At 68.6% G+C, this 22,450-nt stretch carries 14 protein-coding genes and 2 pseudogenes; 7 read left to right on the top strand and 9 right to left on the bottom strand.

Annotated features, from left to right (window positions below; genetic code table 11):
- Positions 1-5: 5 nt before the first annotated feature.
- Positions 6-1,505 (top strand): cryptochrome/photolyase family protein, encoded by a 1,500-nt coding sequence (locus ABT041_RS32300; protein WP_351191168.1) that lies wholly within the window; start codon positions 6-8, stop codon positions 1,503-1,505.
- A gap of 156 nt (positions 1,506-1,661) precedes the next feature.
- On the opposite strand, the gene ABT041_RS32295 is transcribed toward ABT041_RS32300, so the two are convergent.
- The 5 genes and pseudogenes from ABT041_RS32295 to ABT041_RS32275 form a co-directional block, all read right to left on the bottom strand.
- On the bottom strand, positions 1,662-2,300 hold the full coding sequence (locus ABT041_RS32295) for a fasciclin domain-containing protein (RefSeq protein ID WP_351191166.1): 639 nt from the start codon (positions 2,298-2,300) through the stop codon (positions 1,662-1,664).
- A gap of 359 nt (positions 2,301-2,659) precedes the next feature.
- Positions 2,660-3,454, bottom strand: a complete 795-nt coding sequence (locus ABT041_RS32290) for a hypothetical protein (protein ID WP_351191165.1) — start codon at positions 3,452-3,454, stop codon at positions 2,660-2,662.
- 26 nt (positions 3,455-3,480) lie between these two features.
- Complete coding sequence (locus tag ABT041_RS32285; RefSeq protein WP_351191163.1) at positions 3,481-4,002, bottom strand: hypothetical protein; 522 nt, start codon at positions 4,000-4,002, stop codon at positions 3,481-3,483.
- A 135-nt stretch (positions 4,003-4,137) separates the two neighbouring features.
- Positions 4,138-11,712, bottom strand: a complete 7,575-nt coding sequence (locus tag ABT041_RS32280) for a golvesin C-terminal-like domain-containing protein (protein ID WP_351191299.1) — start codon at positions 11,710-11,712, stop codon at positions 4,138-4,140.
- Between the two features lie 1,557 nt (positions 11,713-13,269).
- Positions 13,270-13,593, bottom strand: a pseudogene (locus ABT041_RS32275) (transposase family protein); the annotation flags it as partial.
- On the opposite strand from ABT041_RS32275, the pseudogene ABT041_RS32270 reads away from it, so the two are divergent.
- Positions 13,552-14,182, top strand: a pseudogene (locus ABT041_RS32270) (transposase family protein). The pseudogenes ABT041_RS32275 and ABT041_RS32270 overlap by 42 nt on opposite strands.
- Before the next feature lie 33 nt (positions 14,183-14,215).
- Here ABT041_RS32270 and ABT041_RS32265 read toward each other — a convergent pair.
- From ABT041_RS32265 to ABT041_RS32250, 4 genes are all read right to left on the bottom strand, one after another.
- Positions 14,216-14,620, bottom strand: coding sequence for a RidA family protein (locus tag ABT041_RS32265; protein WP_351191161.1), 405 nt, complete (start codon positions 14,618-14,620; stop codon positions 14,216-14,218).
- A 176-nt stretch (positions 14,621-14,796) separates the two neighbouring features.
- Positions 14,797-15,549: a transposase family protein gene (locus tag ABT041_RS32260; RefSeq protein ID WP_351191159.1), complete on the bottom strand. Its 753-nt coding sequence runs from the start codon at positions 15,547-15,549 to the stop codon at positions 14,797-14,799.
- A 215-nt stretch (positions 15,550-15,764) separates the two neighbouring features.
- Entirely contained in the window at positions 15,765-16,013 is a 249-nt protein-coding gene (locus ABT041_RS32255; RefSeq protein ID WP_351191157.1) for a hypothetical protein, read from the bottom strand.
- Positions 16,014-16,393: 380 nt separating this feature from the next.
- Complete coding sequence (locus tag ABT041_RS32250; protein WP_351191309.1) at positions 16,394-16,642, bottom strand: hypothetical protein; 249 nt, start codon at positions 16,640-16,642, stop codon at positions 16,394-16,396.
- Here ABT041_RS32250 and ABT041_RS32245 point away from each other — a divergent pair.
- The 5 genes from ABT041_RS32245 to ABT041_RS32225 all read left to right on the top strand — a co-directional run bounded on the left by ABT041_RS32245 (position 16,530) and on the right by ABT041_RS32225 (position 22,382).
- On the top strand, positions 16,530-17,660 hold the full coding sequence (locus ABT041_RS32245; RefSeq protein ID WP_351191155.1) for an MFS transporter: 1,131 nt from the start codon (positions 16,530-16,532) through the stop codon (positions 17,658-17,660). The genes ABT041_RS32250 and ABT041_RS32245 overlap by 113 nt on opposite strands.
- 175 nt (positions 17,661-17,835) lie before the next feature.
- The gene (asnB, locus tag ABT041_RS32240) at positions 17,836-19,686 is read left to right on the top strand and encodes an asparagine synthase (glutamine-hydrolyzing) (protein WP_351191153.1); all 1,851 of its coding nucleotides are present in this window, start codon (positions 17,836-17,838) and stop codon (positions 19,684-19,686) included.
- A gap of 252 nt (positions 19,687-19,938) precedes the next feature.
- Positions 19,939-20,121: a hypothetical protein gene (locus tag ABT041_RS32235; RefSeq protein ID WP_351191151.1), complete on the top strand. Its 183-nt coding sequence runs from the start codon at positions 19,939-19,941 to the stop codon at positions 20,119-20,121.
- The gene (locus ABT041_RS32230; protein ID WP_351191149.1) at positions 20,108-21,532 is read left to right on the top strand and encodes an amidase; all 1,425 of its coding nucleotides are present in this window, start codon (positions 20,108-20,110) and stop codon (positions 21,530-21,532) included. The genes ABT041_RS32235 and ABT041_RS32230 overlap by 14 nt, the downstream gene beginning before the upstream one ends.
- A gap of 22 nt (positions 21,533-21,554) precedes the next feature.
- Positions 21,555-22,382, top strand: a complete 828-nt coding sequence (locus ABT041_RS32225; RefSeq protein ID WP_351191147.1) for a thioesterase family protein — start codon at positions 21,555-21,557, stop codon at positions 22,380-22,382.
- Positions 22,383-22,450 lie beyond the last annotated feature (68 nt).

Below are 22,450 nucleotides of genomic sequence, written 5' to 3'. Positions count from 1 at the left end.
GGGGTATGACGAACACGCACTGGCTCTTCGGGGACCAACTCGGGCCCTCCTTCCTGGAACCCGGCGACCGCGGTCCGGCCCGCGACGCGCGGGTGGTGATGATCGAGGCCCGGTCCGTCTTCCGGCGCCGCCGCTTCCACCGGGCCAAGGCCCACCTGCTCCTTTCGGCCATGCGGCACCGCGCCGCCGAGCTCGGTGACCGGGTCGCGTACGTACGGGCGGACACGTACGGGGAGGGGCTGCGGAAGGCCGTGGGCGACGGCCGGGTGACGGTGCACCACCCCACCTCCCGGGCCGCGCTGCGTCTCGTCCGGTCACTCGGCAACGTCACCGTGCTGCCGCCGCGCGGCTTCCTGGTCGGCCCCGATGAGTTCGCCGCCTGGGCGGGCGAGCAGCGCGCGCTCCGCATGGAGAACTTCTACCGGCACGTCCGGCGCGACCACGACTTGCTGATGGAGAGCGGCGAACCGGCCGGCGGCGCCTGGAACCTCGACCACGAGAACCGCCGCCCACCACCGCGCGGGGCTCGCACGCTGGGCGCCCCGGCGCCGTACCACCCCCGCGAGGACGCGATCGACGAGGAGGTCCGGCACGACCTGGACCGCTGGGAACGCGACGGGGACGTCTCCTTCGTGGGCCGCGACGGTCCCCGGGTGTTCCCCGCGGACCGCCGGCAGGCGCTCGCCGCCCTGCGGCGCTTCCTGGACCACCGGCTCGCCGGGTTCGGCGCGTACGAGGACGCCGTGCTGGCCGCCGACGGCACCATGAGCCACAGCCTGCTGTCGACGTCCCTCAACCTGGGCCTGCTCGATCCGGCCGAGTGCGTGGAGGGGGCGGAGGCCGTCTGGCGGGCGGGCGGCGCACCGCTGAACTCGGTGGAGGGGTTCGTCCGCCAGATCGCCGGCTGGCGCGAGTACGTGTGGCACCTCTACTGGTACTTCGGGGAGGAGTACCGCACGAGCAACACCCTCGGGCACACTGGCGCTCTCCCCCGCTGGTGGCAGGAGCTCGACGCGGACGCCGTGTCGGCCCGGTGCGTGGCGACGGCTCTGCGCCAGGTGCGGGACACGGGCTGGACCCACCACATCCCGCGCCTGATGGTGCTGGGCAGTTACGCGCTCCAGCGCGGCTGGGACCCGGCCGCCGTCACCGACTGGTTCCACCGCAGCTTCGCCGACGGCTACGACTGGGTGATGCTTCCCAACGTCGTCGGCATGTCGCAGTACGCCGACGGGGGCCGGATGACGACCAAGCCGTACACCTCCGGTGGCGCCTACATCGACCGCATGAGCGACCTCTGCGGCCCCTGCCCCTACCGCCCGGACCGTCGGATCGGCGAGGACGCGTGCCCGTTCACGGCCGGTTACTGGGCCTTCCTCCACCGGCACCGCGACCGGTTCGGCCGCAACCACCGCATGGCGCAGCCCGTACGGGGCCTCGACCGGCTGCGGGACCTGTCCGCCCTCCTGGAGCAGGAACGGGGACGCGGGGCGGGACCGCCCTGACGGGACGGCGCGCCGGCCCACGAGCACGTCTGCGGGACCCGTGGGACGACCGGCGGGCGGGCCGCGGCCTGACGGCACGCGCGCCCGCCCGCGGGGACCTGCTGGAGCAGTCCCCTCCCCGGCGCTCCGCGGACTGTTGCCGCTCAGCGTTCCGGACTACTTGGGCATGAGGACGGTGTCGACGATGTAGACATTGGCGTTGGCGGTCTTCACGTTGCCGCAGACGACCTTGGAGGTGTCGTTGACGGTGTAGTCCTGGCCGGAGCCCTTCGTCGTGATCGTGCTCTTCTGGAGGGTCTCGAAGGAGCCGTTCTCCAGCTGGGCCGGGGCGAGCTTCCGGCCGACGACGTGGTACGTGAGGATCTTCGTGAGCGTGGCCTTGTCGGCGAGGACCTTGTCCAGGTCGGCCTTCGGGATCTTCGCGAAGGCGTCGTCGGTCGGCGCGAAGACCGTGATGTTCTCGGCGTTGTTGAGCGTGTCGACGAGTCCGGCCTTCTGGACGGCGGCCACCAGGGTGGAGAGGGCCGGGTTGTTCGACGCGGCGGTCGCGACCGGGTCCATCGCCATGCCCCCGAAGGAGCCCGCGCCCTCCTTCGGCACGCTCGCACAGGCCGGACCGAACGGCGCGTCCGCGGCCGTCGCGCCCTCCGCCGGGGTCGCGTCGGCAGCGGCGGCCGAGGTCGGGGCCGCGGCCTTGGTGTCACCGTCGGAGTCCGAGCAAGCGGCGAGCGAGAAGGGCAGGACGGCGGCGGCGGTCGCGGCGATGACACCACGGCGAATGGTCAGGGAGTTCATGAGTGTTGCTCCTCGGGGATTCCTGGAAAGGGGGCTGGAGCACCGCCCCCGGCGGACGCGCGACGCGCGGTGCATCGGAGACCAACCGGCTCCGAGTGCCGGATTCGGGCGGCTGCGCCGCCGCGGGAAGTGCTCACAACCGCATTTCGGCGCCGCCCGCCCGACGGATGGGTCCCTCACTCGAACGAGTGAGGGCCGATGTGTCGGAGAGCCCTGCCGGAGCGTGTGGTCCACGGCCTGGTCGCCGAGTACACCTCGCTCGGACCGGACGACGGCTCGCGCGAAGCGCTCACCTCACCGCACGCGCCGTTCGCCACTGCGCGTGAGCGTCGTACCAGCCGGTTCTGGCGCCGCCGCACTCAGGCTCCGAGAAGTCCCTGACCTCCCGAACCGATGTCGAGGACCTGGTCCGCCGGGGGCGCTGACGCGTGCACCGGCTCGTTGAAATGCGAGAACGCGACCCTCATCTCGGCCCCTTGGTCGGAGCCCTCCATGAACCGGATGTAGGGCTCGCCCTGGGCGGCCACGTACATGGTCAGGCCCTCGTCCCCCTCGGGGCCGCGCAGCGGGATGAACGATTCGCCGTTCCGCTGGACGACAGGCTGCTGCTGGACACCGACACCGTTCTGGGGAACCTTTGACAGCGCCTTGTCGAGGTCGCACTGTTCCCTCACGGCAGAATTGATCGAGGGGACCCTGAGGTATTTGCCCCGAGCCTCCGCCGTGCGCTTGTCGGCCTGTGCCGCTGCTTCGGGACCGCGACGGGCGGCCTCCGCACGTATCTCCGCGAGTGCGACGTCGGTGTAGCGAATGTAGGACACGCCTTCGCCGGCGACTCTGATGATGTCCCCCCGCTGAGTACGGCCCATATCGAAAGTGCCGGTGCAGTTGCCGTCCCGGTCTGCGTGCACGGAGATCACAGCACCGCCTTGGGGCGCCCGGACAGCGAACGACAGCTGCATGGAGTTCGCCACCCGCAGCAGGTCGAACGTCCTCTCCGCCGTCCGTTCGCCGGCCGGTCGCTCGCGCGGACTCGAGCCGTTCTGCGGGGACGTGTCCGTGTGCCCCGCCCCTCCGGCACAGCCCGCCAGCAGCGCCAGCGTCAGGCAGAGTCCTGCCGCCCCGCCCCTGCGCACCAGGTGGATTCCCCGCATGCTCCGTTCCCCTCTCATGAGTGCCGTCACCCCACCGGCAGCAGGGCCGGCCACCAGGCGGGTATCCCGTCCGGCGCGCAGGCTCCCCCCGCGGAGTCCGCCACCAGGTGCCAGGCCACCATCGCGGGCCAGATCAGGACCACCACCAGTACCGCGGCTCCGAGGACGGGCGCCACGGGCCGGCGTCCCTCCGTCGTGCGCAGGAGCCCTCCCCAGGTCGCCGCTCCCGCCGCTCCCGCGATCGCACCGGTGATCAGTACGTCGAGCAGGGCGAACCCGGGCTCGTCGGGGCGGCAGTCGCGCCAGGCCTGGCCGAGCAGCAGTCCGTGCGCGTAGAAGGCGCCGGTGAAGACGAGCCACGGTGCCAGGACGGAGGCGGGTCGGCTCCCGTCGAATATTCGGGTGCCCCAGGTATCCGCCATGCAACGGAAGAGATACCACCAGGCGAGCAGGCCGATGGCGGCGAGCACGATCCGCGCCGCGATCGGGATGTCGGCGACGGTCGCCTGCCCCGGCGCCCCCACGGCGACGATGACGGCGAATCCCACCAGCCGCCAATTGATCCAGATACGCCCTTGCAAGAGAACTCCAGAATCACGTGATGGGCCGTCGGCCATGCGCATCTGCGCATGGCCGACGGCCAGCTTACTGACCGGAAATGATCAGTGGGTCACTACATGCGGTCAGGATTGGGTCCAGAAGTCCCAGTCGCCGAGGCGGCGCCAGTCATTGTCCGGACTGCCCCAGTTCTCCCAGAACTTGAGGTTCTGGATTTCCTCGTCGCTCGGGGGATTCACGGCGAAATCGATGCCCGTCGCAACAACTCCGAGCGGCGTGCCGAGAACCTTTCCGAATGCCTTGCCCATGACTTCCTTCGCACCGGTCTTCCCCGCTGCGCCGAGCCCGGACTCCGCTGCGGATTCCGCGAGACCCACGCACCCGTTTCCGGCCTTGGGGTCGCATCCGCCCATGAAGTAGTCCTTGCCCGCTATCACATCGCCGCCGGCGAACGCCGTGCCCGAATTCATCCAGGACCGGAAGCTGAGCCAGCTGATCACCGAGTAGGCCTTGCTGTTGACCACGGCGTCCTGCTTGGCCTGCTGCGCCGACTCGTCGTCGGAACCGCAGACGAGCTGGGCTCCGACCTCGCTGCAGACGGGCATGACGCCGACCGGGGTGTTGCCCTGCGGCTGACGCGGGTCGTTCAGCATGACGAAGTCGTGGTACTTCTCGCCCGCGTCACCGAGACCGTAGACATTGACCTCGTTCATGAACGGATCGTCCCGCGACCAGCGCTTCACCGGAGTCTCCACGGTCCAGCCCCAGCCCTCTTCGTAGAGCTGCCAGTGGCCGTCCACGTCGCAGTCCGCCTCGTTGTCGCACGGGCCGATCGGCCGGTGACCGTCGTACTCGACCCGGGTGGTCGGGTTGCCGCCGGTGAACGCGTAGCGGTTGCCGGTGAAGAGGTCTGCGCCCAGGCCCAGGTCGGCCAGCGCACCCGCGTACATGTCCCGGGTGGTGAAGCGGTTCAGGCCCGGGTTGTAGTCGCGGAAGCCCATGTCGTACGTGCCGGCCTGAGCGTCCCAGCGCTTGGAGTTGAAGCGGTACGGGTTGTACGCCTCCTTCGTCGGGTTGCCGGCCTCGGGCTTGTCGATGCCGGTGAACTCGGACTCGTCGTCCGAACCGTAGGCGGTATAGCCGTAGGTGGCCTTGGTGTCGCCGTTCTTGTCGGTCACGGTCTCGACGTCGGTGTGGCCGTTGTAGCCGTAGAAGCCGTCCTCGGTCGTACCGTCCGTGTTGTGCGTGACCTGGGAAAGCCGCTCACCCCACGGGCTGTACTGGTACGACTTCGTCAGCGCACCGGAGACCTCCTCCGTCAGCACCTCGGTCGAAAGGCCGAGGTACCTGAAGTCGGTGGTCTTGCCGTCCGACGTCTTCGAGGCAGTGCGGTCGAGCGGGTCGAAGGTGTACTTCGTCGACTTCAGCGCACCGGTGGCGTCCATCTTCTGGGACTCCACCACGTGGTCGAAGCCGTCGTACACGCTCCGCTCGACGACCTCGCCGCCGGCGGTTACGGACTCCTGCCGGCCGAAGGGGTCGTAGTTGTACGAGAACGTACTGCCCGATGCGGTGGCCGACAGCAGCCGGTTGCGGTCGTACGCGAACGTCGTGGTGACGTTCTTGACCGTCTGGCTGATGACGTTGGCGTTGGCATCGTGGACGTACGTGTCCGTCCCGGCCCCGGTACCGGTCTTCACCGACTTGGAGAGGCGGTCGACCGGGTCGTAGCTGAAGTCCGTGGTGGAGTCGAGGTACGCCGCGTGGTTGTCGGCGTTCATCTTCTTCGCCGCGTCCTGGGCCTTGTTGCCGTTGGCGTCGTACGTGTAGGTGTGCGACGAGACGAGGGTGCCGTTGGGCTTCTTCTCGCTCGTCGTCCTGATCGCACCGTCGAGGTAATAGGTGTGGTCGACGGTGTTGCCGTTGGCCTTGGTCTCCATCAAGGTCAGGCCGCGGTCGGTGTAGGTGTACGAGGTCACCTTGGGCGAGGCGTCCGTGGAGGTCTTCCCGACCGAGACGGTCTTCACCAGGTCACGCAAGTCGTACGTGTACTTGGAGAACTGGTCGGGGTGGGTGACGGTCTCCGGCTTGCCGTTGACGTCGTAGGTGTACGACGTCGCCTTCTGCTCCTGACCGGCCAGCGACTCGGTCACCTTCTGCGCCTGGTTGAGGCCGGTGTAGGCGATCGTGTAGGCGTCGATCTTCGCCCCGGAGGACGTGTCGTCGATCGACGTCAGGTTGCCGTTGACGTCGTAGCCGTAGGCGAAGGTCTTCTTCTCCGCGTCGGCGGGGTCTCCGCTCGTGCTACGGACGAGCTTCACGCCGTCGGCGACGACCTTGCCCGCGCTGTTCTGGAACAGCTGGAGCTTCGCCTTGTTCCCCTGGGTGAAGGAATACGAGCCGAGTGACACCCACGTACGTGGAGCCGCGTTCTGGTCCTTCACGACGTCCGTCTTCGTGCCGTCGGCCTTGGTGACCGTGTACTTCGCGGTCGTCGCCGCCCCCACGACCTCGGGGTACTTCACATAGGCGGTGTAGGTGCCGTCCTTCGGGATGTTGAGGGTCCACGTGAAGGAGTCCGTGCCGGCGCCGGCGGCGTGGACCTGGTGGTCGTAGCCCTGCTGGCCGGTGAGGGAGCCCTTCGTCCAGGTACCGGTGAACGCGGTGTTCTGGGTGTCGGAGTTGTCGACGAGCACGACCGAGGCGCCGACCGGGACGCCGTCGTCCGACCTCGACCTGAGCTTGCCGTCCGGGTAGTACGACCACGTCATGGTGCGGTTCGAGGAACCGCCGGCCGAGGTCAGGGTCCGGGCCGTCTGCTTGCCCAGCTCGTCGTAGTCGTAGGTGGTGGTGATGTCCCACGGGTCGGTGGACTTCCGCGCCCAGCCGTTGTCGAAGTACTCGTAGACCGTGTCGTTGCGGACCGTCTGGCCCTCCGACGGCGGCAGCGACGTCTTCTCGACCCGGCCGACGGCGTCGTACACCGTCTCCGTGTACACGTTGGGGTCGTTGTAGCGGGCGTCTGCCGGATCGTACGGCTGGAACTGCTTCACCGGACGGTTCAGCGCGTCGTACTCGGTGCGCGCCGTGAAGTCGTCGACGTTCGCCGTCGCGGTGCCCCTCGGCGTGATCACCTTGGTCGTGTTGCCGACCTGGTCGTACTCGTACTTCGTCGTGCGGTACGTGATGTTCGGGCTGGTGCCGGAGTGCGGAACCTTGACCTCGACCTTCTTGCCGCGCTCGTCGTAGACGACCGTCGACGTGTTGTTCTCCGTGTCCGTCGTCGAGACGACCAACGAGTCCTTGTCGTACGTGCGCGACATGGTCTTTCCGGTCGCGTCCGTCACGGACGTGACCCGGTGGTTCAGGTCGTAGGCGGTCCTGGTGGTGTAGTCGGTGGTGTCGGCGGTCGCGCTCTTCCTCGGGTCGATGACCGTGGTGACGTTGCCGACGTTGTCGTACGCGTAGGTCAGCGTGTCGCCGGCCGCGTTGACCACCGAGGTGAGCTGGTTGACGACGTCGTAGTTGTTGGTGGTGACGTAGTCGTTCAGCTCGGCGGTGGTCAAGGTGCCCTTGGGCTCGGTCGTCGTCTTGAGGTTGCCGACCTTGTCGTAGGTGTACGTCGTCCGGCGCTCCGCCGAGGTGGTGGTGTCCTTGGGGGCGGTCGCCGAGGTGATCTGGTCGGCCGCGTCGTAGACCGCGGTCGAGACCGCGCCGTTGGGTGCCGTCGACGTCGTGACGTTGTTGTTGGCGTCGTAGACCGGGGCCGGGGTGGTGATGAGCACGCCCGCGTTCTGGTCCTTCGGCACGGTGGAGACCATCGGACGGCCGAAGGTGTCGTAGGTCTGCGTGGTCTTCTTCCCCAGGACGTCCGTGATGCGGGTGACCTGGCCGCGTTCGTCGTACACGAACGTCAGCGGCCTGTTCAGCGCGTCTGTGATCGTGTCCGGGTAGCCGGTGGGACCGAAGCCGCTGTTCCTGGTCGCGTTGCCGTTGGCGTCGGTCGCCTTGGTGAGCTGGCCGTAGGAGTCGTACTCGTACGACGTGGTGTAGTCACCCGCCGTCGTGGTGGCGACGCCCTTGGGGTCGGTGACCGTCTTCAGGTTGCCGAAGGTGTCGTACACGAACTGCCACTTCCGGCCCTCCGGAGAGGTCTTGCTGACCAGGTCGGACGAGTAGGCGTCGGCCCTGGGCTGGTACTGGAACTTCTCGGCGTTGGCCGGATAGGTGTTCGGTGCGCAGTCGCTCTGCGCGGGGACGCCTGCCTTGTTGTTCTCGGCGTCGCGCTGCCAGAGCGGGTAGCCGGTCTTCTGGTCGTAGCAGTACGCGGTCTTGGCGCCGTTGGCCTCCTCGAGGTAGGTGACGTTGTTGTCCGCGTCCCACGACATCTTCGTGGCCTGGGACTTGGCGTTGGTCGACTGCACCGGACGGCCGAAATCGTCCGTGACGTAGTCCGTCGCGTGGCCCTGGGCGTCGGTGACCTCGGTGTCGGTGAACTTGCTGTTCCCGGCGTCGGCCGCGTAGGCGAACGACGTCGTGCCCTGCAGACGGTCGGTGATCGTCTTGGTCCACCAGTGGTACTTCGGGTCGTCACCGGTCTGCGGGGCGTAGTACGCCATGCTCGTGGCGTTGCCGCGGGGGTCGGTGACCTTGACCAGCTTGACGTTCTTGTTGCCCTGGGTGGCGTCGTACTCGAAGGAGAACACCTTCGGCTGGGACGAACCCGCGCCGTCCGTCAGCTTCGTCAGCAGACCCTTGTCGGAGTACTCGAAGGTCAGCTTGCGCAGCGAGATGTCGGTCATCGACTTGATGTGGTCGATGATCTTCGGGTTGCTGCTGTCGGCCTTCGTGTAGTACTCGACGGTCAGGGTCTGCCGGCCCGCCGGGTCGGTGATGTACTTGAGGAACTTCGTCGGCTTGTTGTTGGACTTGCGCTCCTCGTACGTGTACGTCTGCGTGTTCCCGTTCTTGTCGACGACCGACGTCATGTAGCCGTCGCAGCCGAACAGGAACCGCGTGCCGTCGGGACGGGTGAGCGTCCAGGCGTCCGGGATCGGGTCCTTCAGCGGGGTGCAGTCCAGAGCCGGCTTCGGCTCCAGCTTGTAGTGCACACCCGCCGGCGCCTTCCAGGAGCCGTCCGGCTGCTTGCGGAAGACGTGCGTCGTGCCGTCGCCGTCCGGGAGCTTGATCTCGGTCGGGTTCGGGTTCGGGTGGAAGTCCAGCGGCGCGCCGAGCCGCGTCGGCCCCGATATCTGGGCGGACCAGCCGTGCCCGAGGACCGTGTCGGAGGTGTCCAGGGTGTTGTACGCGAACCGGGCGAAGGTGTTCAGTCCGCGTCCCGGGTTGGTGAACGCGTTGTACGACCAGACGCTGTTGCCCGCCGCCGTGTTGTTCATGACGGTCGAGCCGGCGCCGGTGTTCTTGCCCGCGTACGAGTAGAACTTCTCCAGACCGAGCTGGTTGGAGGTCGGGTCCTCCACCGCCACGTTCTGCATCAGCCCGGGGATGCCGGCCGTGCCGGAGACCCATGTACCCGCGGTCTTGTTGAGGACGTCCCAGGTCAGCACGTAGTCGGTGCGCTTGTTGCCGTTGTCCGAGTTGATCGGCGTCTTCACCTGCGCCTGCAGGCTGACGCTGTCACCCGGGGCGATGTTGGACGGCAGCGCGGTCTGGACCTGGTTGCCGCCGTTGGTGACGTCCGTGCCGTCCGGCAGCGTCCACCGGTACGACAGCACGTGGTCTGCCGCGTTCCAGGTGGCCGTGGTGGTGTTGGTGAGGGCGAAGTCCACCGTGTAGTCGGTGTTCGGGGTCATGCGCGCCGGGGTCTGCGGCGCGTAGTACGTCGACTCGGTGGTCGAGTCGATGTAGGAGACCACGATCTTCGGGTGGAGCTTCGGCTCGGCGCCCTCGGAGGACAGGAACAGGGTCCGCTCCTGCGAGGCCGCCTCGTCGGCCATCTTGACGACCACGCCCTTCTGCGAGGACGGGGTGGTCACCCAGGACTGGGCGAGCGAGGTGATGTTCCAGTCGTGGCGCGCGGGGTCGTTCGTCATCGCCCCGACATCGGCCGTCACGGCACCGAAGTCACCGCCCGGCGTGGTCCAGTTCGTGGCGGCGTCCGCCTTCACCCATGTCGCGGTGGCTTCGTCGAAGTCACGCGTCAGCGGCCGCAGTTCGTAGATCGCGCCCGCGTTCTCCGAGACGGTCTGCGTGCTCCACATGCGCACCTTCGCGTCCAGCACCCGGGCCGTGGTCGGGATGCCGAGCGCCGGGAACTTGAGCAGTGCGCGCGTGTCGCCGAACGTCGGAGAATTGTTGCCGACCGTGATCCAGTTCTTCGGACCGCCGTCGGAAATCGCGTCGTGCGTCGTCGTCGGCTCCCCCGACGAAAGGGTGGTGTCCTGCGACGCGGTCAGTACCTTCGTCGTCCGGCCGGCCTTCGGGAGGCGGACCAGCTGCGTCGGGGCACCGACGACCTGCCCGTCCTTCGTCTTGACCGCGACCATGTAGTAGTACGCGCGGCCGAACGGGTCCGGGTCGTCCGCCTTCGTCGGCACCGCCGTCGTGTCCGTGAACGACGTCACCGTGGACGTCACCGGAGACACCAGCGTCGCCGCCGAGGGCGTGAAGGTCTGGTTGATCGAGCGGTGGACCTGGTACTCGACGATGTCGTCGCCGGTGCCGATCGGGTCCTGGTCCTGGTATGCGGACCAGCTCAGCTCCGCACCCGTGTCGTGGATCGTCGTCGGGGCGGCGAGGTCGACGCCCTGCCTGCCGAAGGTCAGGACGAGACGCGGGTAGTTGGCGGTCTCACCGCCGTACCCGAACTCACTGCCCTCGTACCGCGGACCGCCCTTGGGGCCGTTCGCGGACTCGTCACCGGCCTTGATCACGAAGCCGTTGTTGGCGTACGTCCCGTCGATCCACTGCTGGACCGTCTTGGTGACGGGGAAGCTGTGCCAGGTGTTCAGCTCACCGGGCTGCTTGGTGACCACACCGCCCTTGGTGAAGCGAACGGCATCGGCGATGACCGAGGTCGTCGTCGATGCGGGGCCGTCGCCGAGGACGATCTTGCCGAGCGTGCCCGCCTTGAAAGGGTGCGTGCCCAGCGTCTTCCAGACACCGGCGGTGCCGGCCTGCTGGTTCACCACGTACTGCTTCGTGCCGCCGTTGTACGTGACGGTGTACGGGGCGTTGGTGGCACGGTCGGAGGCCGGGACGTAGTGGGTCTCGACCTGGTAGTCGCCGTCCTCGGGAAGGCTGGGCTGCCAGGTGTACGTGTCGCCCGCGACCGAGTCCTTGTTGTACAGGTAGTCCTGGTTGACCGCGTACTGGGTGTACGCGGTGTTGCCCGAGGCGGGCCAGGCGCCGACGGCGGCGGTGCGGCCGGTGTCGCCGTCGTCGACGACGACCGCGGTGCCGGACAGCTCACCGGTGTAGGTGTTGGCGCTGTTCCAGGTGGCCAGGTCCTCGGTCCACGCCTGGGTGGCGCGGTGCGCCTCCAGCTGGACCTCGCTGTCGCCGGTGGTGTGCGTCTGGTCGAACCAGAGCCTGAGGTCGGCCGAGTCGAGCTTGGTGCCTGCCGGAACACCGGTGATCGGGAACCGGATCAGCGCACGCGACGCACCGGTCGACGTGTTGCCGACCGACAGGCGCCAGTTGTCCTTGTAGTTCGTCGTCGGACCGTCCGACGAGATCATCACGTCCTGCGCCGTCGTCGGCGTCGGAGCGATCGAGATCGTCGGGTCGATGGTGACCGGGTACTGACGCTCAGGGGCGGCCAGCCACTTCGCGTCAGGGGTGACCGTCAGCTTCCAGCCGTTGCCCGCCCTGGCGAGCTTCTGCGTCACGGCCGAGCTGTATCCGGAGCCGTACGGTGAGCGGGCGTCCTTCTTCGCGTCCGTCATGAACGCAGCGGGGATCACCAGTACGGGGTCCGCACCCTCGCCGTAGAGCGAGATCGAGCCGTCCTTACTCGCCTTCGGCGTCAGCCCGCCCGGGTCGAGGGTGAAAGTGAAGGAGACCGGAGCTGTCGGCTTCCGGTCGAGGACGATGTTCTCCTTCACCCGGCCCGGACCGACCTGGTACGACAGGTCCGCACCGGCCACCGCGTCCTTGTAGGTCACGGTGTCGCCCTTGGCCACCGGCGCGAGCTTCCCCGCACCTTCCAGGCCTAAGGTCACCGAGTGACCGTCGGCTTCGAACCGCAGGAACCTGCTCGCGTCTGAGCCGAAGGAACTACGGGCGACGTTGGTGGTGTTCGTGAACGGGAAGCCCTTGGTCTTGCCCGCGGTAACCGTCGGGTCGATGTCCTTCCACGACTTCCCCGACCGGTACGCCGTCGGCACCGCCGACACCACGGCCTGCACCCGCCCGTCGGAAAGCTTCCAGTACCGGGCGTTCGCCGTACGCCTGGCCGTCAACTCCCCGACTCGCTTGGGCTTCGGCGCCGCCTTGCCCTTCGGGAGCTTCTCCCGGCTCGGCAGCACCGGAGTACCGCCCGTCCGCGGTGACTCTGAACCGCTCCCGCTCCCGCTCCCGCTCTCGTCGGAATCCGAGAACCAATCCCCGAGGGCGCTGGTAATACCCTCGTCGTCACTACTCGAAACTGTTGTCGCATAAGCGACTTGTGGCAGCGCGGTTCCGGCCACAGCCGAGACCACGAGGCAGGCTATAGCCCGCCCATATCTCACCTTCACGCCATCCCTTTCCTCTGCGCCCACTGCGCGAACGCAAAAGGGCGCACCGGCACGCCGACGCGGGTTTCCATCGCCGGTCGTGGTGGAACTGGCCCGACCAGGTCACCTCAAGGCACGCCAAAGAAGACCACTTTCCGCATACGGGAATGCGGCCTCCTCGGAGGTACGCCGGTCACGGCGTCGGCTTTCTAACCAAGCTTTCGACGGGCCGTCAACCAAAAGGCCATAGCAGGCATTTGACTCAACGAGGCTGATCACCAACAAGAAGGGTGCTGTCGCTTGAATCCAGGAAATTGGCATGGCGCACCCCGCCAAGGACACCGATTTCGTATCGATCTGGTGCACTTGGGGATGCCGGACCCCTCATGGCGGCGAAGCCGCAGCGCGGGAATCCTCAGAGCTCGTGCTCAAGTTGCTGACGTCAGGCAGTGAAGTGGCCCGCACCGTGTCCGGGATCAGGCATGTCCCAGGCAGGTCGGGATGTGAATGAATGACGGAGGTGAAGATCACGTCCAAGTGCACCGACCCCAGCGTCGTCGCCGAGATGATTGAGCTTCTTCAGCGTTGCCGCTCCAGCGTGAGGATGGCCTTGGCGATTGACGTCATGCGGTGGGGGCTGCACCGGGACCTGCGGAAGATCCGCCAGGACTTCAGGCTCGCGACACCGCGTTCAACGGGCGCTCGTGCTGCGGCCAGTACCCGGTTGAGGGTCTTTTCGGCGGGACTGGGTTCCTGGAGCGGCTCGCGTTTGATGCCGGTCGTCAGCCACGGTCCTGCGCCTTGGTAGGCGAGATCGGCCAGGATGGGAACGCCCTGGCGCTCGCAGATCCGGATGATCCGGTGGGTGCGGGCGGCTATCGGGTCGTGAGTGCGGCCCGGCAGGCGACCGAAGGGGCCCTGTTGGTTCCGTGTCCTGCCACGCTCGACGTCCCGTAAGAGCTCGTCGAGCATGTTGCCTGGCTGCTGTGCGAGCACCGCCGGACCCGCAACACCCGCTGGCGCAAGCTCGGCTGCTTCGACCAGGCACTGCTCACCCTGGTCCACCTGCGTAAGGACGAGACGTTCGCCCAGCTCGGTGCCGGGTTCGCTCTATCGCAGGCCACCGCCTGGCGCTACGTGGACGAAGCCCTGGACGTCCTCGCGGCCTGGGCGCCAGGTCTGCACGCGGCTCTGACCGGGCTGGGCGAGGGCGACTTCGACATCGTCGACGGCACGCTCATCCCCACCGACCGTGTCCACGCCGACGAGCCGTACTACTCGCAGAAACACAAGAATCACGGCATGAACGTGCAGGTCATCGCCCGCCCCGATGGCACACCGCTGTGATTCTCCCGCGCGACACCCGGTCGCACCCGCCTTCGCCCAGTTGAAAGCCTGGCGGCTGCTCCGGCGAGCCAGATGCTCCACCCGCCGCATCGGCACCATCGTCCAAGCTGTCCACACGCTGCCGACCTTCAACTGTTCAGGATGAAAGAGGCCGAAGAAATCAGGCCGGCCTCCTCACCTATGGCTTCACATCGAGACGCACGAGCGCGCCGATCTCCACGAGCTGGTCCGGCAGTGCCAAGTCGGAAACGCCCATGACCGTGCTGGCGGGCCGGTGCTCCCCGAAGTACTCGGCGTGGAGGCGTGCCGTCGTGTCGAAGTTCTCCCGCAGGTTCCTCACCAGAACCGAGGTCTCCACTATCTGGCTACGCTCGGCCCCGAACTGCCTCAGCACCAGGTCCAAATTCGCCAGCGTGGTGCGGACCTGCAGTTCGAAGTCGCCGGCACCCACGAAGTTGCCGTGACGGTCATGAGCCAGCTGCCCCGACACATAAACCGTGTCACCGACCTGAATGGCCTGACTGTACCCGTACAACGACTCCCACGGCATGCCGAACCCGAATGCCTTGCCCTGAGAACTCATGACTCACTCCCTTGATACAGCACGCGGAACCGTCAGTTGCAGACAGGCCCCTTGCGGCAAAAGTTACGGGTCCGCACAAACGATGCTTGTCGGGTAGCGCCTTCCAAGTGTTCTCTGCGCGCACGAAACTGGCTGCAGTGGGCTCTTCCGGGCGCCGGTGTGATGAGTGAGCGTTTTCAGCGTTGCCGATCCAGGGTGAGGATTGCGGCGGCGATGACGGTCATGCGGTTGGGGCTGCAGCGGGCTCTGCGGAAGATGCGCCAGGACTTCAGTCGCGCGATGCTGCGTTCGACCGGTGCTCGTGCCGCTGACAGGGCCCGGTTGATCGTCCGCTGGGTCGCGGTGAGGTCCCGGCCGGGAAGGCGTCTGATGGGTGTGGTGACCCAGGGGCCGGCGCCGATGCAGGCACGGTCGGCGAGGACGGGAACGCCCTGGCGTTCGCAGATCCGGATGATGCGGTGGGTGCGGGCCGCGGTCAGGTCATGGGTGCGGCCGGGCGGCGCGGGCGAGATCCACAGCCGTTTGCCCGAGGGATCGGTGATGACCTGCGCGTTCACGCCGTGGCGGCGGTGCTTCTGGGAGAAGTCGGCCCGGCTGTCGCCGCCGCGGTCGCACTCGGCGAGGGTTCCGTCGAGCAGGACGTGATCGGGATCGGTCTCGCGCAGGACACGCAGGAGGCCGGGCGCCCTTCGGGACAGGTGCTGGACGACGGCCTGGACGCAGGCGTGGGCGGTGCCGACGGACATGCCGAAGCCGGCGGCGATCTGCGCGAGCGTGTCGGGTCGGCGCAGGTAGACCAGGCCGACGAGGGCCCGCTGGTGGGGCGGGAGCTTGCAGCGTCGGTCACCCTCACGGGTGGTGACGATGAGCATGGACACCCACTCGACCAGGGCGTGCGGCAGGTCGGGGGCGGCAGGACGGGGAACCAACGAGGCTCCTGCACCGAAGAGTTGAGACGTCGAACACCTCTCTCAACGGCACAGGAGCCTCGTGCCTTGCGGGACGTCAGCCCGTCACCCGATCAGTGGCCACTCTGAAAACGCTCACTGTCAGCAATGCAGCACAACGGCCGGGATTCCACGTACGGGTGCGCCGGCGTCGGGTGCGCCGTGTGCGACGGCTGGGTGCGGACGGTGCCGCCCCGTCAGACCTTCTCGTCGACGGGAAGGTAGCGTTCGATGCCGCGAGCGGTCATCTCGTCGAGTACGCGCTGCCATTCCTTGACGTACTGCTCCAGCTGTTCCCGTCGCATGACCAGCTCGAGGCAATACCCCGGCGTACTGGCGTCGTACCTGCGCTGCGCCTCTCGCTTCTGCGCGGAGACACCGTCGCGGTCGAGTCCCACCGCCTTCTCCTGCACGCTCTTTCGGATTGCCTCTTCAGACTCGAACATTCTTCTCCTCAATTCAGCAGACGACCTCGCCGGACCGACGCACCCACCGCGGCGGCGCAGCGGCACGGTATGCGACGCGGGAGAACCAGAACAACATCGAATCGAGTCGCCGTCTGGCAGGTTTGCGACGTGAACCATCACGCGACGATTTTTCTGCGCGGACAGTTTCTCGACTTGGCTAAGTCGTCGCGGGCCATGCAGCGCCTCCCGCGCGCCGCGTCATGACCAACGGCCCGCTCCGACACTTGATGTAGCCCGTTGACCTGCGGAAACACCGAAACCGGCGACCCTGTGGTTGCAACCCGATCACTCTCGGCACCCCGAGGGGCAGGTTGTCGGTGTCGGGAACCTGCCAGAAGATGGTGCCCATTCCTGCTGGACTAGAGGTCACGCAACTCTGCATGTGATGCCCAACTCAGGACGGGATTCATGTCCACAGCAACCACCACTTCTGTCCAATCCCCCGCACCGAAGGACCGCTCGCCGTTCATCTCCTGGCTGGCTGTCATTGCGGTAATGCTGGGGATCTTCTCCATCGTCACGACCGAAATTCTTCCGATCGGCCTTCTCACGTCGATCGGATCGAGTTTCACCATTTCGGACGGAATGGCTGGTCTCATGATGACCATGCCGGGATTCCTCGCCGCGGTCTCGGCCCCCGTGGTCACGGTGGCCACAGGCCGTATCGACCGGCGGGTCATGCTGGGCGTGTTCATCCTGCTGCTGGCGCTGGCCAACTTCCTGGCCGCTGTCGCGTCGAGCTACTGGCTGGTTCTGATCTCCCGCGTCATGGTGGGCGTCACCATCGGCGGCTTCTGGTCCATCGGGGCCGGACTGGCCGGTCAGCTGGTTCCCGCGAGGTCCGTGGGCCGCGCGACCTCGGTGATCTTCTCCGCCGTACCGCTCGGCTCCGTACTCGGCGTGCCGCTGGGCACGTTCATCGGCGACATCGCGGGCTGGCGGACGGCGTTCCTCGTCATGGGCGGCTTCACGCTGGCCGTCCTCGTGCTGCTCCTCGTGGTCGTCCCGCCCCTGCCGTCCGACCAGGCGACGCGCCTCGACGTCCTCGGCGGCATGCTCCGAAGCGTCAACACCCGCTTCGCCCTGGTCATGACCTTCCTCGTCGTGCTCGCCCACTTCGGCACGTACACCTATGTCACCCCGTTCCTGGAGCAGGTGACCCACGTCAGTTCGGGTCTCATCACGGTCTACCTGCTCATCTACGGTGCGGCCGGCATCGCCGGCAACTTCCTCGGCGGATCCACGGTGGGTCGCTATCCCCGGTCCGCCTTCGCCGCGGCGGCGGCCCTGATCGCCGCCGCGACCCTGCTCCTGCCGGTCCTGGGGCAGTCGGACGCCGGCGCGGTGGCACTGCTGGTCGTCTGGGGCGTCGCCTACGGCGCCGTCCCGGTCTGCTCCCAGACGTGGTTCTCCAAGGCCGCCCCCGACTCCCCCGAGGCGTCCTCGGTCCTCTTCACCGCCTCCTTCCAGGCCACGATCTCCATTGGCGCCCTGGTCGGAGGGGCCGTCCTCGACCGCTCCTCACCCTCCACAGTCATGGTCCTGGGCGGACTGGCCGCCGTCCTGATGGTCCTCGTGGCCTGGGCCCACCGGGCCGGAAGGTTCACGTGGCCCAAGGCCTCCTAGCCACACCGTGATCGGGGCGGCCGTCCACCCCGGCGCGTGCGCCACCGCTCTCCCCTCGCGCCCGGTCGCGCCCGCACCAGCGGCCGGCCCGGCGAGAGGTGTCTCCACCTCCCTTTCTCGGACCACCTCGATGAGCCAGGTGCTCACGATCGCCTACCTAAGGAGAACGTCGCTTATGTGCGGCATTGCGGGCTGGATAGATTTCGGGCGCGATCTCACCCGGGAGCGCTCCATCGTCGACGCCATGACCCAGACGATGGCGTGCCGCGGTCCCGACGCCGAAGGCGTGTGGATCGATCAGCACGCCGCCATCGGTCACCGGCGTCTCTCCGTCATCGACCTGGAGGGCGGGCGTCAGCCGATGACCGCCGAGCAGGACGGGCGCACCCTGGCGGTGCTGACCTTCAGCGGTGAGATCTACAACTACCGCGAGCTGCGCGCGGATCTGATCTCCCGCGGACACCGCTTCCGTACCGAGAGCGACACCGAGGTGGTCCTCCGGGGGTACCTGGAGTGGGGCGAGGGCGTCGTCGACAAGCTGAACGGCATGTTCGCCTTCGGCATCTGGGACGTCTGGAAGGAGGAGCTGCTCCTCGTCCGTGACCGGATGGGCGTCAAGCCGCTGTACTACTACCCCACGGCGAACGGCGTCCTGTTCGGCTCGGAACCCAAGGCCATCCTCGCCCACCCGGAGATCCCGCGCCGGGTGAACGCCAACGGCCTGCGCGAGCTGCTCGACATGGTGAAGACCCCCGAGCACGCCATCTTCACCGGGATGTACGAGATCCGTCCGGGTCACACGGTCCGCGTCCGTCGCCAGGGGCTCGTCAAGCGCCGCTACTGGGCGCTTGAGGCCAAGGAGCACACGGACTCCCTGGAGACGACGATCGAGACGGTCCGCGGACTCCTCGACGACACCGTCAGCCGGCAGCTGATCTCCGACGTCCCGCTGTGCAGCCTGCTCTCCGGCGGACTGGACTCCTCCGCGGTGACCGCGCTGGCGGCCAAGGCGCTGGCCGCCCAGGGCGGCGGACCGGTGCGGTCGTTCTCCGTCGACTTCGTCGGCGCCGCGGAGAACTTCGTCCCGGACCCCCTGCGGAGCACCCCGGACGCCCCGTTCGTCCGCGATCTGGCCCAGCACGTCGCGGCCGAGCACAAGGAGATCCTGCTCAACAGCGACGACCTGAGCGACCCCGGCGTCCGGGCCGCGGTCCTCGCCGCCACCGACCTGCCGCCCATGTGGTACGGCGACCTGTGGCCCTCCCTGTACCTGCTCTTCAAGGCGGTGCGGGAGCGGTCCACCGTGGCCCTGTCCGGCGAGTCGGCGGACGAACTCTTCGGCGGGTACAGCTGGTTCCACGACCCCGAGGTCCTCACGGCCGAGACGTTCCCCTGGCTCACCTCGACGCCCGGCCCCTTCTACGACGGGACGCCGCTGTTCGACGGCGGGCTGCTGGGCAAGCTCGACATCCCCGGCTACCGGCGGTCGAGCTACGGAGACGCCATCGCCGAAGTGCCGGTCCTTCCGGGCGAGACGGGCCTGGAGAAGCGGATGAGGGAGATCAGTTACCTCAACCTGACCCGCTTCCTCAACACCCTCCTCGACCGCAAGGACCGCATGAGCATGGCCGTCGGGCTGGAGGTCCGCGTCCCGTTCTGCGACCACCGCCTCGTGGAGTACGTGTTCAACGCGCCCTGGGCCATGAAGACGTTCGACGGCCGGGAGAAGAGCCTGCTGCGCGCGGCCACCCGCGACGTGCTGCCCGAGTCGATCGTGAAGCGTGTGAAGGCGCCGTACCCGAGCACGCAGGACTCCGGTTACGAGAAGAAGCTCCGCGACCGGCTCGCCGAGGTGCTCAGCGGCGGTGACGCGCCGATCCTGCCGCTCCTCGACAAGGACCGTGTCCGCGGCCGGCTCGACGGCGGCATCAGCACGGCCAGCACCCAGATCACCCGGATCGACCTCGAGGTTCCGCTCTGGCTCAACGCCTGGCTGGAGTCCTACGACGTCACGATCGACCTGTAGGAACGGTTCCCACACAGCCGTGCGTATCGGCCGTGAACGGCTGGTACGCACGGCCCTCGCTCTCCCGGTGGCCCCCGGAATCCCCCGTCGGGGGCCACCGGGCTTCTTCGCGTCGGCGGGGAAGCGGCACGACGGCACAGGTGAGCCGCGGACGGCCCCGCCGTCCCCGGCTCCGCACGTGATCCAAGGTATCCGGCTCCGATCACCCGGAAGGGAACCATGATGGCCGCTGCGGGACCGTCCCGTCCGACCGTGCGACTCGCTCCGCCACCGGACTTCCGTCCCGGCGACGTGGCCGAACTGGCCGCCCGTCTGGGGCGGCTCTTCGGCCGACTGCGGACCCTGGACCTGACGGGCGTCGCGCCGGCCCCGGTCTTCCGGGCGGCGACCGACCCCTCCCCCGAGACCCCGGGAGCCTTCGATGCAGCCCTTTGAGCTCACCGTCGAAGACGCGGCGGCGGCCATGGCGGCCCGCACCCTGTCCCCCGTGGAACTCGTCGACTCCGTCCTGGACCGGTGCGACGCCGTCGAGGACCGGCTCCACGCCTACGTCACCGTCGTCGCGGACCGTGCGCGGCGGGCCGCGCGGCAGGCGGAGAGGGAGATCCGCGAGGGCGTCCACCGTGGGCCGCTCCACGGCATTCCGTACGGCCTCAAGGACCTCATCGACGTCTCCGGGATACCCACCACGGCCAGTTCGCGCGCGTGGGCGGAACGGATGCCCGGCGGGGACAGCACGGTGGCCGCGCGGCTCACGGACGCCGGCGCGATCCTGATCGGCAAGACCCACACCCACGAGTTCGCCTACGGACTGCTCACCCCGCAGACGGCCAATCCGTGGCACGCGGACGCCGTCGCCGGAGGCTCCAGCGGCGGCTCGGCGGTGGCCGTGGCGGCCGGGACCGCGCTGTTCGCGCTGGGGACGGACACCGGAGGGTCGATCCGCATTCCGGCCGCGCTCAACGGGACGGTCGGTCTGAAGCCCACCTACGGTCTGGTCTCCCGCCACGGGGTGGCGCCCCTGTCGTGGTCCCTGGACCACGTCGGCCCCCTCACCAGGACCGTGCGGGACGCCGCCCTCGTGCTGCGCGCACTGGCCGGCCACGACCCGTCGGACCCCGCCAGCGCCTCCGCTCCGGCGGACCCGCCCGCGTCGTCCCCGGCGGACGTGCGCGGGCTGCGCGTCGGCGTGCCCGGCACCTACTACTTCGACCGCGTCGATCCGGAGGTGGAGGCGGCCGTCCGCGCGACGATCGACCGGCTGCGGGAGCTCGGCGCGACGGTGATGCCCGTGGACCTGCCGTTCGTCGAGTACGTCGAGGCGACGCAGTGGGGCCTGATGGCTCCCGAGGCCTCGGCGGTCCACGAGGAGACCCTGCGTGCGGCACCCGACCTCTACGGCCCGGACATCCGGCTGCTCCTGGAGGCGGGACACCACGTGTCAGCCCTGGACTACCTGCGAGCCCAGCGCACCCGGTCCCTCATCAGCCGCGCGTGGGGCCGGCTCTTCGCCGGCATCGACGTGCTCGTCGCCCCGACCTCCCCCATCACGGCGGCGCGGCGCGGGCAGGAGACCGTGCGCTGGCCGGACGGTGTCACCGAGACGGTCACCGACGCCTACGTCCGGCTCTCCTCCCCCGCCAACATCACCGGATTCCCCGCCCTCTCGCTCCCGGTCGGCAGGGACTCCGCCGGACTCCCCATCGGCGCGCAGCTGATCGCCGCCCCGTTCGCGGAGTCCGTCCTCTTCCGGGCGGGAACCGCCCTCGAGGAGACGCGGCCGGACACGGGCAGACTTGCCGACGTGGCTCAGGCGGACATCATCCACAGCGCCTCAGATCGCTGAGGCAGGACCCGGAGGCATACCCGTGAACCCAGAGCTCGTTCCGTTCCCCGACGCGCTGCCCGCGGCCTTCTACCACGAGCTGGGGGACGGCCGGTACGAGAGCACCCCGGCCACCGCGGGCCCGTGGAGCGCGAAGTCGCAGCACGCCGGTCCGCCGTCCGCCCTGATCGGGCGGGCGCTCGAGCACCACGCCCCCCGGCCGGGCATGAGGATCGCCCGCGTCACCGTGGAGCTGCTGCGCCCGGTCCCGGTCGCGGACCTGCGGGTCGAGGTGCGGACGGTCCGGTCCGGCGGCAGCGTCGAGATCCTGGAGGGGGAGATCACCGCCGACGGCGTCCCGGTGCTGCTGGCCCGGGCCTGGAGGCTCGTCGCCGGCCCCGAGGACACTCCGGCACTGCGGCCCGTCCCGCCCGCCCCCGCCCGGCCCGGGGCGCAGCCGCCGCACACCATGGCGGGCGCTCATCTGGACGGCTACATCGCGGCGATGGAGTGGCGCTTCGAGGACGGTGCGGGCTTCGACACGCTCGGTCCCGGGACCGCCTGGGCCCGGCAGCGCATCCCCTTGGTGGCCGGCTCCCCGGACTCACCGCTGACGCGGGCGCTCACGGTGGCCGACAGCAGCTGGGCGGTCGGCTTCGAGCTCGACCACCACAGGAACCTCGTCATCAACACCGATGTGACCCTCGCCCTGCACCGGGACCCCGTCGGGGAGTGGCTGTGCCTGCGCTCGCACACCGCGGCCAGCCCGAACGGATCGGGGCTCGCCCTCGGGCAGCTCGACGACGCGACAGGGGGCTGCGGGCAGGTCCTGCAGACCTTGCTGGTCACCGAGCGGCGCGGCCGGCCGTGACCGGCCGCGCCGGACCCGCGGGCCCCCGCGGGGCGCGCGGCGCGCCCCGCCCGGGGCCGGCCGGGGCC

It is taken from the genome of Streptomyces sp. NPDC002825 (assembly GCF_040295385.1).
Lineage (GTDB): Bacteria > Actinomycetota > Actinomycetes > Streptomycetales > Streptomycetaceae > Streptomyces.
Note: the sequence above shows the minus strand (reverse complement) of the source record. Positions and strands in the feature narration are given on the sequence as shown.